Source organism: Acinetobacter sp. YH12131 (assembly GCF_013418635.1).
Lineage (GTDB): Bacteria > Pseudomonadota > Gammaproteobacteria > Pseudomonadales > Moraxellaceae > Acinetobacter > Acinetobacter towneri.
On the sequence record NZ_VPBQ01000008.1, the window covers coordinates 1 to 18,097 of the forward strand.

The following is an 18,097-nucleotide window of genomic DNA, read 5'->3' on the forward strand; positions in this document are numbered from 1 at the left end:
TTTCATGTACTTATATTAACAATCAAAACTCAAGGAAAATAGTCCTTAGTTAAATCAAACGACACTTCATGTCGTGTCGCTTATATCTCTGACCTGAAGGACTGAGTTTTACGCTCCATTTGATAAAGCATGCTAAACTGCCAAACATAGGGATTAAACTGCGTTAACCATGTCAAATATCAATAAAAAGTTATTTAAGCGCTTACATTTAAATCATGCTTATGGACAGCTGATTGCACTTATTTTTGTGCCAATTATGGTTTTGGCATGCGTCGGCACGATGCTAGTTTTATCTGAAACCTCGAATGCCGCAAAAGCACAGCAGCGACAAATGGCAATTGCGATTTTGACCCGTTTTGAGTTGCCATCTGAAGCAGCTTTGCATCAACTGGCTAGCTTTCCGTGGAAGTACGAAGAAGCACGTACTTTTATGCAAAACATGATGAACGAAAAGCACTTGATTCGTACTGCACTGATTGATGCTTCTGGTACACGCCGTTTAAGCATGGGCTTTCAAGACCAAGCCGAATGGCCCAAATTCCCTAAAAATGCCGATTTTTTTGGCCCAATTCTGTATAAAAATAATCATGTGTATGGCATGCAAATTCAGCAAGACATCAACCGTCCTGCATGGTTGCTGATTGAACTGGACAATCAGCCATTACAAATTGCCCGTTATCGGGTCATGATTGTATTAATTGCCACAGGCTTGCTGACCCTGTTGTTGTTATTGCTGTGTCTGAATTTCTATTCACGACGCTGGATTGCACCCATGTATGAAATTCGCATGCAGCTACAACGCCTGAATGCCGATACGCTCGATCAACACATGGTCATTAACAGTACTGGCGAATTACGCTTACTGCAGCGGGATATTGCCAATGTGGTAAAACGCCTGCATTTCAGCTTTTTAGAACTCAAAGAACATACCGAACAAACCGAAGATGACTTGCGCCGCACCCTCGATACTTTGGAAGTGCAAAACATCACTTATCGTCAGGCACGTGACCAAGCGATTTCTGCCAACCAGTCTAAATCGGTATTTTTAGCCAACATCAGTCACGAACTCAGAACACCATTGAACAGTATTGATGGCTTTATTCACCTGTTATTGCGTCAGGAAAATCTTAGCAATGAACAGAATTTATATTTACAGACCATTCGTAAATCATCGGCGCATCTTTTAGCACTCATTAATGACGTATTGGATTTTTCTAAAATTGATGCAGGCAAACTGGAACTGGATACCGCACCCTTTGATTTAGAAGAAGCCATTTTTGATGTGATGGATATGCTCTCGCCTTTGGCTGCGCAAAAACACATCAACATGGCCTTTTATTTTGCCGATAACGTGCCGCAATATGTGCTGGGCGATGCTTTACGTTTCAAGCAAATTTTAACCAATTTAATTTCCAATGCGATTAAATTCACCCCCGATGGTGAAATTATTGTACGGGCGCGGGTAGAACATGACGATATTGGACAATGCTTAATTCACTTTAGCGTCCAAGACAGTGGCATTGGCTTAAGCGGTACAGACCGTAAAAAATTGTTTGAGTCTTTCTCTCAAGGTGATACTTCGGTCACGCGTCAATTTGGTGGTACAGGTTTAGGTTTGGCCATTTCCAAACAGTTGGTGCATTTGATGCAAGGTCAAATTGGCTTTGAAGACAATCAGGAACGCGCCCCAACCGAAAAAGGCTCGACCTTCTGGTTTACTGCCATGTTTGCGGTAGATGAAGCGCATGCACAGCAGCATCCAAACTTTAAAGAGATTCAGGTGGTGTCGTATTTGGCGCACCCTGCCACAGCGAATGTCTTGCGTCATTATCTTGAAAATTATGCGGTGCGACATATTGAAGCCGCTTCAATTTTAGATTTATTTAGCCGCTTAAAAGATGTATCCGACCTGCAAGACAATACTTGGTTGATTGTTGATCATAGTGGCGACACCGAAGCTTTATTAAAAGAAATTCGTACCCGTTATCAAGGTAACTTGGCAGTGTATGGCTATCAAATGGCGCTAGACCCAAGTCTGTTAAATGAATATCGTGCGCGCGCTTTGTATCAACCGCTCAGTCGTTCAGCCTTAATTGACTTACTCAACAATGAAAACAGTTTTGATGAACAGGAGTCTGCATCATTTGATGGTAAAGGCCTGCACGTTTTAGCGGTGGATGACCATCTACCAAACCTGATTGTACTCGAAGCCTTGTTGGGCGAACTGAATGTGACCACCACCAAAGCGCAAAGTGGTCAGGAAGCTTTGGGGATTTTGCAGCAACGCATTGAGCAGGGACAGCAACCATTTGACCTGATCTTTATGGATATTCAAATGCCTGTGATGTCGGGGGTAGATACCACCCGTGCGATTCGTTCTTTAGAATCGACTTTGGAAAATCACAAACGCTTACCTATTATTGCCCTCACCGCGCATGCTCTTGCCGATGAAAAGCAAAAATTACTCAAAGTCGGTATGGATGACTATGTCACCAAACCGATTCAGATTGAACAAATCATCCAAATTTTAACCCATTGGACCACGCAAAGTTTTAATAAGCCACCTGCAGTCGATAAAGCCATTGTGATTGAAGCGCTAGATCCACAGGTGTTGGATTGGCAACAAAGCCTAATGCTGGCAGCCAACAAAGAAGACCTTGCAGTGGATTTACTGAAAATGCTAGTGGATAGCTTTGCCACAGAATTACATGAAATTGAACAGCTGATTGAACTGGAAGATTTCCCACAACTCGAGCATGTGTTGCATCGTCTGTATGGTGCGACCCGCTATGTTGGCACACCGAACCTGCAAGAAGTAACAGGCTCATTTGAACAGTTTGTTTCGACCTTACGTAAAGAACGTCGTAAAGCCGATGATCTGTTTGTGCAAGAGGTCTTAAACCGTTATCAGGAATTACAAACCTGTATACAGCAAGTTGAACATGCAGCAGAACACATTTTTACCAAACACAATGCGGTGAGTTAGCCAACATCAAAGTGACATTCACCGCGAACGCCTCAACGAGAAGATACAGTTTGTAAGCACGACTCACCCAGCACTATTCACAAAAAAAAGTCACTTAATCAAAGGCAAGGTCGCAAGGCTTTGCCGTGACTCTGCTGTCATTTATCGCACTGCTGCCCATGTTATGCTTTGCCCAGTAAAAACAAGAGCTCACATCATGACCTTACTTCGTATCGAAAAAAATAACGGCATCGCCACAGTTTCCCTGAACCGCCCAGACAAACGCAATGCCATGAGTTTTGCCCTACTTAAAGAATTGGTGCGGACTGCCGAAAAACTTAAAAAAGACCGCAGCTTACGTTGTGTAATTTTAACAGGCGAAGCAAAGGTATTTAGTGCAGGCATTGACTTGGCCGACCTCAACAATCCACAAAACCGTGCATTTGCGGCTTGGGAGTTAATTAAGCCGGGGCAAAGCCTGTTTCAAAAAGCATTTCTCGTTTGGCAACAATTGCCTGTACCTGTAATTGCTGCAATTGAAGGCTATTGTTTTGGTGCAGGGATGCAATTGGCTTTGGCTGCAGATATTCGTATCTCGCATCCTGACACGCAAATGTCGATTATGGAAAGCCGTTGGGGCTTAGTGCCTGATATGGGGCTAAGCCGTTCATTAAAAGGTTTAATTGGTTTAGACCTTGCCAAAGAACTGACCTTAACTGCACGTATTTTTGATGCCAACTATGCCAAAGAAATTGGCTTGGTCACGCATTTAGATGCAACACCTTTACAAAAAGCACAAGCCCTTGCTGAAGAAATTGCACAACGCTCCCCAGATGCATTGGCTGCAGCCAAACAAGTGCTGGATGCTATGGAACATGCGCCAAACAAATCTTTACGTTTAGAAAAAATTTGGCAATTAAAATTATTGCTGGGTAAAAATAGCCAACTGGCACGTAAAAAGGACAAGAACCCTGAAGTGACCTTTGCACCGCGTCAGTTTTGATTCAGTTCAAACACAACAGACTTTGACCAAAGGCTAAATTGACATTTCAAGCCAGACTTGTACTGTAGGCAAAAACGGAGAATCAGCGCTATGCATTTTGATCGTGACACAAAAATCGCTTTTTTAGGTATGGGACTCATGGGTACGCGCATGGCAACCCGCTTAGTTCAGGCAGGTTTTGAGGTCGCGGTGTGGAATCGTAGCCCTGCGGCTTGCGAATCTGTGCTCAGTCTGGGGGCAAAGTCGCTGCAATTGAGCGAGATCGGACAATATCCAGTGATCTTGAGTTGCCTTGCCGATGATAATGCCGTCCAAGCTGTATTAGATCAAATTGAGCCTTTTTTGACTGCTCAACAAGTCATTGTCGATTTTTCCAGTTTGTCTGTAGATCAAACCCAAAAGCTAGCGCAGCAAGCCAGCCTCAAACAGGTCACATGGATTGACTCACCTGTATCGGGAGGCACTGCGGGAGCCGAACAAGGTAGTTTAGTGATTTTTGCAGGGGGTGATGCAAACACCATCGAAAAATTAAGCCCGATTTATGATGTGCTGTCACAACGTGTAACCCGTATGGGTGAAACAGGCACAGGACAAGCCACTAAAATCTGCAACCAACTGATTGTTGCTGCCAATAGCACCCTGATTGCCGAAGCCGTTGCCCTAGCTGGACAGGCAGGTGTAGACACCCGTTTACTTGCACCTGCTTTGGCGGGTGGTTTTGCCGACTCGAAACCGTTTCAGATTTTAACTCCACGTATGGCAACTCACAGTTTTGAGCCTGTGCAATGGAAAGTCCAAACCCTGTCTAAAGATTTAAACAATGCCTTACAACTGGCAGCGCAATTTCAGTTACAGATTCCTGTGGCAGAAAAAGCCCTTTCACAACTGCAAGCCCATCAAGCCAAGGGTTTTGCAGAAGCAGATTTAGCCACCTTTATTCATCAGGTCGAAGCTTAATCGGCTTGATTCCTGATCCAACCTTTGCCTGCAAGGAGCACCTGCATGTCTAAACTGGCGGTTAATCTGTCGATGATTTTTACCGAAGTGCCTTTAATTGAACGCTTTGCCCTTGCACGCGAACATGGTTTTCAGCATGTTGAAATTCAATTTCCCTATGAGCTGAGTATTGAGCAGATTCAAACCCAACTCACACTCCACCAACTCAGCCTGTGTTTAATCAATGTCCCTGCGGGTGACCTCATGCAAGGCGGCAATGGTTTGGCGGGCGTACCCGGAAAAGAGATTGAATTTCATCATGCCTTAGAGTTAGCCATCCGCTATGCCACGGCATTAAATGTCCCTAGCGTCAATATTTTGGCAGGCAAACAACCTGTCGATGCCGATTTACTGCCTTGCTTAAACACACTGGCAGAAAACCTAAAACTGGCCTGCTCGATGCTCACTCAACATCATATTCAGCCTGTCTTTGAAATGATTAATGGCACCGACATGCCACGCTTTTTAGTACAAAATATTGCGCAAGCTCAAGAGATGCTAGAAGCAGTCAAACATCCTGCTCTTAAAATGCAATACGACTGTTATCACATGGCGATGATGGGTGAAGATGTGCTGAGCGCATTGCAAGAAAACATTCAGGATATTGGTCATATCCAGTTTGCCGACAATCCAGGACGCCATGAACCCGATTCAGGCGAGCTAGACTATACTACTATTTTCAAATGGTTACAGCACAGTGCTTATTCAGGCTATATCGCTGCAGAATACCGCCCAAGTCTGGCGTCAAATCAATCATTTGCATGGAAAGACAAATACTTTCCCTCAAATCAAAGTGGTTAAAATTAAACCGATTTGAAATTTCAGGCTAAAACAGCTATATTAGACGATGAATAATTTTAGGAAATTATACACCCCATGAATTTAGAACCATCGCCCGGCGCTTCTAATTCTCACGATCTTGCAATGAATACCCAAAAGCATGACGTACAAACTTGTCTTAAAGTTGTACATGAAGCTCTCCTTGATGTAAAAGCCAAAGAAATTGTTGAACTTGATGTCAGCAGCATCAGCAATGTTTCAGATGCCATTGTGATTGCTAGCGGTACATCAACTCGCCACGTAAAATCTCTTGCCGACAATGTTGCCGAAGAAGCGCGCAAAGCAGGCTTCCGCCCAATTGGTATTGAAGGTGAACGTGATGCAGAATGGATCTTGGTCGATCTTGGTATGGTAGTGGTTCACATAATGCTACCAACAGCACGTAAATTCTACGACCTAGAAAGCTTATGGCGCACTACGCCTGAGTCTGTTGCTTAATACAACAGCTCACTTGAGCAGCCTTAAAGATACACAATAAGCGACTTTCAAATAAGTCGCTTTTTTAATGCAGATCTTTTGAAGCTCATATCCCTAATCATTTTTATATCGCATTAATTTACCCACCAAATATTGGTTTATATCATCCCCTACCCAATACATTGCTTCAAACCAATCCTATAAAACTCGCCCGAACTCAATCTGCCTGATCTCAATTAACCACTTTACATCAGCCATAAAAAAAACCGCCCGAAGGCGGTTTCATATCTGGAAACAGTGTCTTAGTGACCTGTACCGTTGATTGATTTAGTCATATCTTCCACAACTTTCTTGGCATCACCAAAGATCATCATGGTCTTGTCGTTATAGAACAAGTCGTTGTCTAGACCCGCATAACCTGTTGCCATTGAGCGCTTGATGACCATAATGGTACGTGCTTTATGCGCTTCAAGAATTGGCATGCCGTAAATTGGCGAGTTTGGATCGTCTTTTGCCGCAGGGTTAACTACGTCATTTGCACCAATCACCAACACCACATCTGTTGCAGGGAAATCTGAGTTGATTTCGTCCATTTCTAAGATGTCTTCATACGGTACGTCTGCTTCTGCAAGTAATACGTTCATGTGACCCGGCATACGACCTGCCACTGGGTGAATCGCAAAACGAACAGTTACACCTTGCTCTTTTAACAAGTTGGCCAATTCTTTGACCGCATTCTGTGCACGACCTTGCGCCATACCATAGCCCGGTACAATTACTACGCTGTCTGCATTTGACATCAAGAAGCCAGCATCATCAGCAGAACCTGAACGGTAGTTACGTTGTACTTGCGCACCCGCTGCTGCCGTTGGTGCTGCTGCACCGCCCATCGCACCACCAAACAATACGTTGATGATTGAACGGTTCATGGCTTTACACATGATGTAAGACAGAATCGCACCTGAAGAACCGACCAATGAGCCTGCAACAATCAGCATGTTGTTTTCAAGTGTGAAACCAATACCTGCTGCCGCCCAACCTGAGAACGAGTTCAACAATGACACCACAACTGGCATGTCACCACCACCCACTGGTGCAATCCATACCCAACCGAATGCCAATGCTAAACCTGTCATTGCCCAGAATGAAGTCATGTTGCCGCTCAGGAAGAAGTGAATCCCAAAACCGAGCATGGCAAGGAAAATTAACGCCTGAACAGGTTTTACCCATGCACCCGAAATAGTTTTTGCCCATTTCTTCGCCGCCAATTTACCGTATGCAAAAACAGATGCAGTAAAGGTAATCGCCCCCACGAAACAGCCCACAAACAATTCAAATAAATGAACTTTGCTCATTTCATGGAAAGTAATGCCATTTGTAGCCAACAAGTCTGGACCAAGTTCAATCAACTTGTTGTTATGAATAATCGCAGCTATCGCAATTAAAACTGCAGCCAAACCGACTAAAGAGTGCATTAACGCTACAGTTTCAGGCATTTGAGTCATTGGCACCGTACGTGCGCGGGCAATACCCACCACCGCACCTGCTGCCATAGCTGCCAGAATCATCCACACAACTGGATTGTCTGCCACAAAGAATGTAGTCAAGACTGCAATCGCCATTGCGATCATGCCGTAACGGTTGCCCGCAATCGCAGTTTTAGGCCCAGACAAACCACGTAAAGTTAAGATAAAGAGCACAGCCCCGATTAAATAGAACCAGTCTGCATATTCACGAATAAATTCCATGCATTAGCCCTCTTTTTTCTTTGCTTTTGGTTTGAACATTTCCAGCATACGTGCAGTCACTGCAAAACCACCGAAAATATTGATGCTTGCCAAGAACACAGCAATCGCACCCAGTACACTCACCACATTAATTGTTTGGAAATCGACACTGCCTTCTACACCCATGATTGGTAGACCAACAGTTTGAATCATCGCACCGACAATAATGATTGAAGAAAGTGCATTGGTTACTGCCATTAATGGCGTATGTAACGCAGGTGTTACCCCCCACACCACGTAGTAACCTACGAAGATGGCAAGGACAAAAATCGTAATTGTTTCAACCATGAGAATTCTCCTTAACCACGCTTTAACAGCACTTGACCGTTATGAGTGACCAGCAACGCTTTCTGAATTTCTTCTTCAGGATTCAATGCGAAGTTCTTGTCGTTATCAAATAATGTTTCAACAAAATTCAACACATTACGCGCATATAGTGCAGATGCTTCTGTCGATACAGTCGATGGAATGTTTGGAATACCCAAAATTTTCACACCATTGGCAGTCACTACAGTTTCACCGCATTGTGAACCTTCGACGTTACCGCCCGTTTCGACTGCCATATCTAAAATCACAGAACCCGGCTTCATTTTTGCCACAGTTTCCGCTTTGATTAAGCGCGGTGCATCACGACCCGGCAATAACGCAGTGGTGATCACGATATCCGCATTAGAAACGGCTTTATCTACAATCACAGCTTGGTCTTTAATGTATTGTTCACCAGGCATCCAGCCATAACCATTTTTGGCAGCATCGGCAGCTTTTTGTTGTTCTTCTTCAGACATTGGTACGTCTAACCACTTACCACCTAAAGATTCCACCTGATCTTTTGCCGTTGGACGCAAGTCAGTTGCTTCGACTACAGCACCTAAACGCTTCGCTGTTGCAATCGCTTGCAAACCAGCAACACCCACACCCATGATTACAACACGCGCAGGTTTTACAGTACCCGCTGCTGTCATTAACATTGGGAACATGCGTTGATATTCTGCTGCAGCCAACAACACAGATTTATAACCTGCCAAGTTGGCTTGTGATGACAACACGTCCATATTTTGCGCACGCGACAAGGTACGTGGCAAAAGCTCTAAAGCAAATGCAGACACTTGAGCCGCAGCAAATTGATCTAATTCAGTATTGCGGTAAGGATCAAACATCGCCACCACAGTGCTGTTCGGTGCAAGTTTTTGAATTTCTTCACCCTTTGGGGCACGAACTTTCAAAATCATTTGGCTACCGCGATAAGCATCATCTGTCATGGTCGCGCCTACTTGTTCGTAAGCGCTGTCGATATAAGCGGCTTTTACGCCTGCACCACGTTCAATGACTACGCTATGACCCGCGCTAATCAACTTCTTTACTGTTTCTGGCGTCGCAGCGACACGATTTTCACCGACAACAGTTTCGGTTGGAATTCCGATCTGCATGAGCGTTCCTCAAGCTAGTTTTTCTTAAGTCAACATCGTGGATAACGATGCTTTCCCCTCAGGATAAGTTTTGTTGAATTTTTGGATTCTAATGCAACATTTTTAAATTACCACCCAATATTTATTTAATAAATACCCATATTTTGAACTGATGATTCATAAAAATATTGTTGCGAGATATAATTGATAAGTTTTGCTTCTTGAATATAAGTCTAATTATTCAGCAAAACTTCGATTTGACGTGTCTAAAAGAAAAAAAGCGATGCTTTGAGCTTGCAGTTGACCACATTTAAATGAATTAAGCATTGATCATTCTGACATCCATTTCACTTAATTGGGAAAATCCGACTTAGCGCCAAAAGATTGCATATCTATACATTTAAGCGCTAAAAGCAAAAACTTAAACACCAAATTGACTTTTTTGACAATTTTTACACCGCACAACACAGTTCAATTTAGAAGTGTTTTGCGCATCTGAAAACCTTAGAAAAACCTACCTTTGCCTTATGAGTAAAATCGAATATTTGAAACAGTAAAACTTTTAAAAGAAGCTTGAATTTATTCAACTCAGGTCTAAGTTAAGTGCTGCTATTTTTTTCATTTTTTTTGTGCGTCATTTTGTCTGATGATGGATTTTCTCTGTTTTGCAATATTTTCAACTAATTTGCACCATTATCGTGCAAATCCCATTTACTCTACTTTTCACAAAATTTATGCCATCTCAAGCAGACCATCTGCATAAAATCGGCTATGCTTGCTCAAATACAGCACACACAGCTTGATCCATGCAGTCGCATCTGCCTTTATCTATCATGCAACTTGCATTTGTGTGCGCGGCATGTGTCACTTCTCTTGCATCCACCTTGCTCGACAGCATTTTTCATGATCAGACTTAACGCCACACAATGGGGCTCCATCTTTGCCTTATTTGCAGCCTTTTTGTTTAGTACCAAAGCCATTTTTATTAAACAAGCTTATGCACTTTCACCGTTGGTCGATGCAACCGTACTCATGGCTTTGCGCATGGCAAGTGCCCTGCCTTTCTTCCTACTGATTTGTTGGCTCAATCGCTACCACAGCCGCAACATCTCTACACGCAATTGGCTGCTGCTGATCTTTGCAGGTTTGATGGGCTATTATTTTTCCAGTTGGTTGGATTTTTTAGGGCTGATGTTCATTAGTGCCTCATTAGAACGGATTATTCTTTTTTTATATCCAACTCTGACTGTATTGGCGTCTAGCCTGATCTATAAACAAAAACTCAGCTGGTTGAGTTTACTTGCCATTGCTCTGAGTTATGGCGGCACAGTCATTGTGATGCTACAAGAACAAAGTAACACACCACACGACTCGTACTTTTGGCTAGGCAGCAGTTTAGTCTTTGCCAGTGCGGTATGTTTTGCGGGCTATTTGTTGCTGACTCGACGCTTGATTCAACATTTTGGCTCATGGAATTTTACAGGCTTGGCTTTAAGCATTGCCTGTTTAGGTACCTTGGTTCATTACTGCTTGGCCACACCGCATCCTCTAGCTTTGATTCAGCAACTGCCATTACAAGTGCTGGGCTACGGCGTTGCGTTGGGCATTTTTGTGACAGTATTGCCTACCTTGTTAATGGCGCACAGCATCGCCCGTTTAGGTGCAGCACAATCAGCTATGATTGCCTCAATTGGCCCCATTTTAACGATTTTATTAGCTACAGCATTTTTAGGTGAGCACCTGAATGGCATACAATGGTTGGGCTGTCTGCTGAATATTGTAGGGGTGATGATGATTACATTATCCAAAAACAAGTTTTCACATTGAAGACTGAAAACATCAGCATAAAATTTAGGATACTCACCGATTTTTTATTGCTCAAACTCAAACAGCATCCTATTTACTCACAGCATCACACTGCCTTATAAGCTAGGAAGACTATGAATACTGCACCTGACATTAGCCAAGACAAAACCCTTTTATGGTTAATGGCGATTGCCTGCGGTTTATGTGCAGGTGCAAATTATTATTGCCAACCTCTGATTTACTCCATTCATCAATCTTTTCAAATTCCACAGTCACAAGTTGCACTGACTGTGACTTTTGCACAAGTGTCTTATGCACTGGGTTTATTGTTCATTGTGCCCATGGGCGATATTATCAATAAAACCAAATTCATTCCCTTATTGATGTTTTTGGCCTCGATTGGCTTATTTTTATGTGCCTTTTCCAGCAATTTAAGCATGCTATGGATTGGCACGATTATCACAGGGCTGTTTTCAGTTGCAGCACAAGTCTTAATTCCCTTTGCCACCATGACCGTAAAACCTGAAAAAATGGGTGAAGTGGTCGGTTTATTGATGAGTGGTTTATTGGTCGGTATTTTACTTTCGACCAGTTTGGCAGGTTTGCTGTCCAACTTATTCCATTGGAAAGTGATTTACCTGATTAGCGGTGTGCTGATGCTTTGCATTGCCGCGGTACTCAAAGCACGCTTACCCTTTATCTCAACCAGCAAACTCAGCTATTTGGCCGTATTTCAGTCTATGGGCAAACTCATTTTAGAAGAACGTCGTTTGGTCTATCGTGCCTTACTCGGTGCGTTTGCTTTTGCAGCGATGAGCGTATTGTTTTCCACCATTGCAGTATTACTTAAATCTAGTTTTGGCTTAGCTGACTTTATGGTGGGCATTGTGGCAATGGTGGGTGTATTCGGTGCTCTTTCAACCAAACACGTGGGGAAAATTGCAGATCGTGGCTATGTTACAGCGCTGACGTGGGGGGGGTTGGCGTTATTGGCAATTAGCTGGGGCTTTCTATACAACGGACAATTTAGCTTATGGAGTTATATTCTTGGTTTTGGCTTAATTAACCTTGGGCTTGCTACCGTACACAGCAGCAACCAAAACGTGATTTTTCGCTTACGCCCCGATGCCAAATCGCGGATTAACTCAATTTATATGACCAGTTATTTTACTGGCGGTGCTTGTGGTTCTGCTTTGGGGATCTATGCTTGGCAACACGGTGGATGGTTGTGGAGTTGCCTAGTTGGTTTGTGTTTTGTTGCCGCCGCAATGAGCTTTGCCCTGCTCGACTGGCAGCATCAACGTCAACACACCGCCATGCCTTAAACGCTGCTATTACAATCAAGCAAGTCGCTTAAGACATTTGCATCACAGGGTAAAATGGCTGACTCAACTCCACATTTTCTAAATTTTCCAATAAGATTTGGATAAAACACGGCATCAACGCACACAGTAAAGTATTGGCATGGCTGAGTTGTTTGCGGTTGATTGCACTGTTATAAGTTGCACCACCTTGTAAAAGTTGCTGCTGTAACGTCAATAAGCGCTTAAACAAACATGCCAAAATTGTAGCTGAATCATGGATGTGCAATGCCTGCATAATCTGCTGTTTCTCTGCTTCATAATCTGCACGCCATTCAGCTTCAGTCATTTTTTGATTACGCCAATCCCAAAAACTTTGATACAAATAAGGATTGGTCAGCAATACCTCTAAACTTTGTGGATATTTTTCCCAAATGATTCTCGCCATGCGCTGATCGACATCTTTTTGATACATGCGCTGCACAAATTGCTGCAAAGTCTGTTGTGTATGCTCTGCCGTCTGACCTTGCGCATACAAGGCACTCAACGCCACCCATGCTGTCATAAATTGCATATCGACATCATCATGAAACTCAATGGCTTTTTTCCACCAACTTAAACTGCGCTGCATGCGTAAATTAAATGCCTTTGAAAATTCATTTTTCTTAGTTCGATAAATTTCTTCTAATACCAACATTTTATTCTCACTCTTATGCTGCGTTATCGTTATCTTTTCAACATACTAAAAAACGGCTACGCATACAAATACTGAGCAGTTCCGCTTTAGCACCTACGGTTGCGCTGCTGTGTTCATAGCGAACAAAGCAAAGTTGATGCCAATGGATGTGGGGTGGGGACACTGTCGATTTTCATTTAAACCCCGTATAATGCGCGGTCTTGTGCTTTTGTTTTTCAATTCAGGTGGGTTATGACACGTGCCATCCAAACTTTACAACCTCGCATTTCGGTTGCCCCGATGATGGATTGGACTACCCGAGATTACCGTTTTTTTGCACGTTTATTTAACCCCAATATCATTCTGTATACTGAAATGGTGACCACAGGCGCAATTTTATTTGGTGATGCCAAGCGCCATTTAGATTACAGCAAAGAAGAACATCCTATTGTCTTGCAGTTGGGCGGTTCAAATCCGAAAGACCTTGCGACCTGCAGTAAAATGGCACAAGACTGGGGTTATGATGAAATCAACCTGAATGTTGGCTGCCCAAGTGATCGAGTACAAAACAATAAAATTGGTGCGTGTTTAATGGCAGAACCAGACTTGGTTGCAGAGTGTATTGCCGCCATGCGTCAATCGGTTGATATTCCTGTGACCGTAAAACATCGGATCGGGATTGATGACATGCACTCTTATGCAGAGATGCTGCATTTTGTGGATACTGTGGCTCAAACAGGTTGCAATAACTTTATCGTGCATGCCCGAATTGCCTTATTACAAGGTTTATCGCCTAAAGAAAACCGCGAAGTTCCGCCTCTGCGTTATGAGGATGTGTATCGCCTAAAACAAGACCGCCCCGAATTGTTAATTGAAATTAATGGTGGAATTAAAACGTTTGCCGAAACCCAACAACACCTCAAGCATGTCGATGGGGTGATGATTGGTCGTGAAGCCTATCACAACCCTTATTTACTGGCAGAGCTTGGGCAATTATGGGGGCTAGAATTACCTGACCGTTTTGAAATTATGCAGCGCATGTTGCCGTATATTGAACAACGTCTACTACAAGGTGCACCACTTTCTGTCATTACCCGCCATATTTTAGGTTTATTCCAAAACCTGCCAGGTGCACGTAAATGGCGTCAGGCACTAAGTGGCGGCAATGCCAAAACATTTGCAGATGTAGAGCAAGCATTGGTCAATATTCAAGCAGCAATGCAGCGTACGGAAGACTATTTAAAAGAGCAGCAGCTACAACGACCTACTGAATAAAGTCATTGGCGATAAGAAAATCAAAGAGAATTTTTTATAAGCCATGCCTTGCATGGCTTTGATTTATGAATTTTTAGCTTGTAAAGCATCTAACTTTTTTAGCACTTCTGCCACCGCCACCATCGCAAAACTGGAGGTAACCACGACTGACGAACCATAACCGCCACAGCGCAAGCCTGCACTAGGGCAAACATTTGCACTAGAAAATGGATTGTCGATGGAATACACACAGGTAATCCCAAACTTTTCTTTTGGCTTTTTACAAATACCTTTGCTGCGTAATTGGGCGCGCAATTTGGCCAACATTGGGTCTTGTTCGGTTTTAGATAAATCTGCCACTCGAATTTTCAACGGATCAAGTTTGCCACCTGCACCACCCGAAACAATCAGTGGAATCTTGTTAAAACGACAATGCAGCATCAACGCTAGTTTAGCTTTTACGTCATCAATGCAATCTAAAATCAAATCAGGTGCAGTCGCCAATAACGCTTTGACGTTATCTGGACTGAGGTAATCATCGACCAAATTAATTTTGATACGTGGATTAATGGCGCGACAACGCTCTGCCATGACATTAATTTTTTCATGCCCCAAGGTTGAGCTCATGGCAGGCAATTGACGGTTAATGTTAGATGCTGCGACCACATCCATATCCACCAATGTCAGCTCGCCGATACCTGTACGTGCCAACGCCTCAACTGCCCAAGAGCCGACACCGCCAATTCCAATCACCATGACATGACTTTGGGCATAATGCTGAAAAGCACTGTCGCCATAAATCTTGGCCACACCCGCAAAACGGCGTTCATATTCATCATCTTGAAGAAGGTCTGTCATGCTGCAATCAAATCTAATTTCAAAGTGTGGGCATTTTACTGCGTTTCGCAGACTTCGTGTTGTTTCATCTAAAGTTTAGGCAAGTCTAATATTTGAATGCTATTCTGCCAAATCTGTGCGGCTAAAGTTTGCGGTGCAATATCTAAACAATCCGCTAAACCTTCAAGCACATAAATCAGGTTCGCAGGGGTATTTCGGGTTCGTGATTGAGTATCTGTCTGACAACATAAAGGCGTCATATCGGGGCAGTCGGTTTCCAAAACCAAATGTTCAGCACCAATTTCCTGCACAACACGGCGCAGTTTTTTTGCATTGGGATTGGTAATCTGCCCTGTCACACCAATTTTAAAACCCAATTTGATCAGTGCTTTAGCTTCTTCCACCCCACCGCTAAAAGCATGTGCGATGCCACCAAACTGAAATTGTTGCTGTTTGAGTGTTTTTAAGGTTTCGGCATGGGCCTTACGAATATGTAGCAGTACAGGTTTATGTCGATGGCGTGCGATTTCCAATTGTGCAGCAAAAAAATCTTGCTGCTTTTGAAACGCTTCAGGCTGTTTATGTTCAGCCAAAAAAGTATCTAAGCCAATTTCACCCACCGCGACACAATGCTGTTGTTGCAAAAACTGTTCTAAATCTTGTAGATGTTGGTCTTGATGCTGTTCGATATAAAAAGGATGCAAGCCTGGTGCAAGATGACTTTGTGGCACATGCTCAAGTTGGTTTAAAAACTGTTGTGTAGAGATTAAATCTTGAAAACGTGATTGTACAAAGCCAATCAGTACCAAATGTTCTACGCCTGCTGCCTTGGCCGCATACGCCAATTGCTCCCGATCTGAGTCAAAATCAGGTACATCAAAATGGGTATGCGTATCAAACAGCGCAATGCTCATATTAAGATTTCGCTTTGGTTGTGTTTACTGCACTGGCTTCGGCAGATTTTGCGGTTGCTTCAGAGGCTGCTTCTGTTACAGGCAAATACGCAGCTTTTAAAATCCCCTGCAGTTCTGCATACGGAATGGTTAAACGCGGTAAACCAACGACATAAGGGCCTATTTCATATTCTGCGTATTGCAGAATTAAACCCTGTTGACCTAAATAGTAATTTTCCGACAGCTTAAATTTCCACGCTTGTTCATATTCTTGCACATTGGTGGAAAGTTCAGATGCGATGACCCATTGTTTAAACGCTTCGTAGGCTTTGCGCTCCAATTGTGGACGCTGCTTCTCTAACAGAATGTCATTTAACAATACTAATTTTTTCTGTTCTAAATCAAAATTATAGTATTGCTGTGCCGATGCACCATGCGCTCCGCCCAAATAACTACTGCTATTCAGTACCACGGTTGCCAAAGGCTGATCTGCATTCAAAATTTTAGGCTTAATCATCAAACTGATTTTATGATTTGAGCTTAAAGCTTTCAGTTCCTGATCAAGTACCAAAAAGCTTTGCACATAAGGCACAGTTTGTTTTTCTAATTTTTGCGCCAAAGTTTCCACTTGTGCAATGGCTGCTGCAGTGGGGTTGCTGGCAGGTGCATCTGCAGCACTGGCTGCTGTATTTTCACTGGCTGCATTCTCAACTGCTATAGCCTCAGAAGCCGCCTGCTGTGGTGCAATTTCTAAAATTTGTGCCAATTCTTGAATAATTTTCTGATCAATAAAATGGTCGATAAAGGCCTGATTACTATTCAAACGCTCAATTGAAATTTCAGGGCAGTTATTCCTTTCACATTTAGGCAACGACAAATTCAGTTTTTCAGTATCCCCGACCAGTTTTAAGCTTTGTTGTTCCGCCTGCGTCTGCTCTGGCTCGACTGTTTCTGGTTCGGTTTTCTTTGGCTGACATGCAGTAATCCCTAGCGTTGTAATTAAAATACTGATCGCCAAAATACTTTTATTTTTCAACATGGATCCAACCTTGATTTCATCTATTTTTGCTTGTCACCGTACTCACCTACTAAAACATAGATGGATAGATGTCTGCTTTTAAAACTTGTTGTGTTTGTGCTTTGCTTAGGTAAATATCTAACTGCGTGCCATCTTTGACAATTTCATGGGTGCGATAATGCAATCCTAAGCCCTGATCATCAAAAAACCAATCTGCCTGCCCCCAGTATAATTTGGCAGGTGCTGCTTTTTGCACGTCACTGCTTTGTATTTTGAGCCAATCCTGATAGGCCTGCTGTACAAAAGTATTCATACGGGTTTGTTGTTTGGCATCAATCACATCTAAAACAGACAAGGCTTTTTGCTGCTTCCGATCTGCCACAAAGAAATAATAGCGTTCCTTGACTTGCGTGCCTTCCTGTTTGCTATCTACCCCGACTTGCAACAAAACATATTGATTGCGTTGATATGCCATACGGGTGTACATCGCCAATTCATAAGCTTTATTTTGATCTAATTGTGCCTGCCAAGCATCGGATTTTTTCACATAGGCATCTACTGCTTGCTGCAAATTCATGTTTTGTTTTAAGCCAATTTGGTCTTGAATCACCATGGCCTGATTTTTTGCAATCCAACTGTTGAGCCATGTATCTTGGGTATTTAAAGTTTGTACTTCTAATTCAATGCAGTTTTTATTTTCACAAAAAGGTAAGGCAATTTCTGCCGCCTGTTGTTTGATATTCAAATACGGCAAAACATCTGCTTGATCTTTCTGAAAAATAGACGTTTGCTCATCTGAGTTTTGATCTTGTTTAGATGAGTCACAGGCGCTAAGCAAAACCATCCCGCTCAAAATTGCACCCAGATAAACCGATTTTTGCTGCATGATTTCCCCAAT

At 43.0% G+C, this 18,097-nt stretch carries 16 protein-coding genes; 8 read left to right on the forward strand and 8 right to left on the reverse strand.

The features are described from left to right. Positions 1-169 precede the first annotated feature (169 nt). The 5 genes from FTU66_RS07520 to rsfS all read left to right on the forward strand — a co-directional run bounded on the left by FTU66_RS07520 (position 170) and on the right by rsfS (position 6,242). Positions 170-2,986: an ATP-binding protein gene (locus FTU66_RS07520; protein ID WP_131260559.1), complete on the forward strand. Its 2,817-nt coding sequence runs from the start codon at positions 170-172 to the stop codon at positions 2,984-2,986. Between the two features lie 196 nt (positions 2,987-3,182). Then, positions 3,183-3,968: a crotonase/enoyl-CoA hydratase family protein gene (locus FTU66_RS07525; RefSeq protein WP_180112570.1), complete on the forward strand. Its 786-nt coding sequence runs from the start codon at positions 3,183-3,185 to the stop codon at positions 3,966-3,968. A gap of 90 nt (positions 3,969-4,058) precedes the next feature. Next, positions 4,059-4,925, forward strand: coding sequence for an NAD(P)-dependent oxidoreductase (locus FTU66_RS07530; protein ID WP_180112571.1), 867 nt, complete (start codon positions 4,059-4,061; stop codon positions 4,923-4,925). A 45-nt stretch (positions 4,926-4,970) separates the two neighbouring features. Next, a complete protein-coding gene (locus FTU66_RS07535) occupies positions 4,971-5,765 on the forward strand; it encodes a hydroxypyruvate isomerase family protein (protein WP_096901402.1) in 795 nt (264 codons plus the stop codon). Between the two features lie 75 nt (positions 5,766-5,840). After that, on the forward strand, positions 5,841-6,242 hold the full coding sequence (gene rsfS, locus FTU66_RS07540) for a ribosome silencing factor (protein WP_004974926.1): 402 nt from the start codon (positions 5,841-5,843) through the stop codon (positions 6,240-6,242). A 281-nt stretch (positions 6,243-6,523) separates the two neighbouring features. Here the strand turns inward: rsfS and FTU66_RS07545 are convergent, their stop codons facing one another. Genes FTU66_RS07545 through FTU66_RS07555 form a run of 3 tightly spaced genes read right to left on the reverse strand, consistent with a single transcriptional unit; the run spans position 6,524 to position 9,435 of the window. Further along, entirely contained in the window at positions 6,524-7,969 is a 1,446-nt protein-coding gene (locus tag FTU66_RS07545) for an NAD(P)(+) transhydrogenase (Re/Si-specific) subunit beta (RefSeq protein ID WP_104852534.1), read from the reverse strand. A gap of 3 nt (positions 7,970-7,972) precedes the next feature. Then, on the reverse strand, positions 7,973-8,296 hold the full coding sequence (locus FTU66_RS07550; protein ID WP_004974924.1) for a proton-translocating transhydrogenase family protein: 324 nt from the start codon (positions 8,294-8,296) through the stop codon (positions 7,973-7,975). An 11-nt stretch (positions 8,297-8,307) separates the two neighbouring features. Beyond that, positions 8,308-9,435: a Re/Si-specific NAD(P)(+) transhydrogenase subunit alpha gene (locus FTU66_RS07555; protein WP_004974923.1), complete on the reverse strand. Its 1,128-nt coding sequence runs from the start codon at positions 9,433-9,435 to the stop codon at positions 8,308-8,310. An 882-nt stretch (positions 9,436-10,317) separates the two neighbouring features. Here FTU66_RS07555 and FTU66_RS07560 point away from each other — a divergent pair. Both FTU66_RS07560 and FTU66_RS07565 read left to right on the forward strand, forming a co-directional pair. Further along, the gene (locus FTU66_RS07560) at positions 10,318-11,241 is read left to right on the forward strand and encodes a DMT family transporter (RefSeq protein ID WP_180112572.1); all 924 of its coding nucleotides are present in this window, start codon (positions 10,318-10,320) and stop codon (positions 11,239-11,241) included. A 113-nt stretch (positions 11,242-11,354) separates the two neighbouring features. Then, positions 11,355-12,545 (forward strand): MFS transporter, encoded by a 1,191-nt coding sequence (locus FTU66_RS07565; protein WP_180112573.1) that lies wholly within the window; start codon positions 11,355-11,357, stop codon positions 12,543-12,545. A gap of 28 nt (positions 12,546-12,573) precedes the next feature. On the opposite strand, the gene FTU66_RS07570 is transcribed toward FTU66_RS07565, so the two are convergent. Beyond that, positions 12,574-13,218: a hypothetical protein gene (locus FTU66_RS07570; RefSeq protein WP_180112574.1), complete on the reverse strand. Its 645-nt coding sequence runs from the start codon at positions 13,216-13,218 to the stop codon at positions 12,574-12,576. Between the two features lie 231 nt (positions 13,219-13,449). Between FTU66_RS07570 and dusA the strand changes: the two genes are divergently transcribed. Beyond that, entirely contained in the window at positions 13,450-14,472 is a 1,023-nt protein-coding gene (gene dusA / locus FTU66_RS07575) for a tRNA dihydrouridine(20/20a) synthase DusA (protein WP_180112575.1), read from the forward strand. 63 nt (positions 14,473-14,535) lie between these two features. Here dusA and FTU66_RS07580 read toward each other — a convergent pair whose 3' ends face one another. From FTU66_RS07580 to FTU66_RS07595, 4 genes are all read right to left on the reverse strand, one after another. Continuing rightward, on the reverse strand, positions 14,536-15,309 hold the full coding sequence (locus FTU66_RS07580) for a ThiF family adenylyltransferase (protein ID WP_180112576.1): 774 nt from the start codon (positions 15,307-15,309) through the stop codon (positions 14,536-14,538). Positions 15,310-15,377: 68 nt separating this feature from the next. After that, entirely contained in the window at positions 15,378-16,202 is an 825-nt protein-coding gene (locus FTU66_RS07585) for a TatD family hydrolase (protein ID WP_180112577.1), read from the reverse strand. Position 16,203: 1 nt separating this feature from the next. Beyond that, entirely contained in the window at positions 16,204-17,220 is a 1,017-nt protein-coding gene (locus FTU66_RS07590; protein ID WP_180112578.1) for an RsiV family protein, read from the reverse strand. A gap of 49 nt (positions 17,221-17,269) precedes the next feature. Beyond that, a complete protein-coding gene (locus FTU66_RS07595; protein WP_180112579.1) occupies positions 17,270-18,085 on the reverse strand; it encodes a hypothetical protein in 816 nt (271 codons plus the stop codon). Positions 18,086-18,097: the final 12 nt, after the last annotated feature.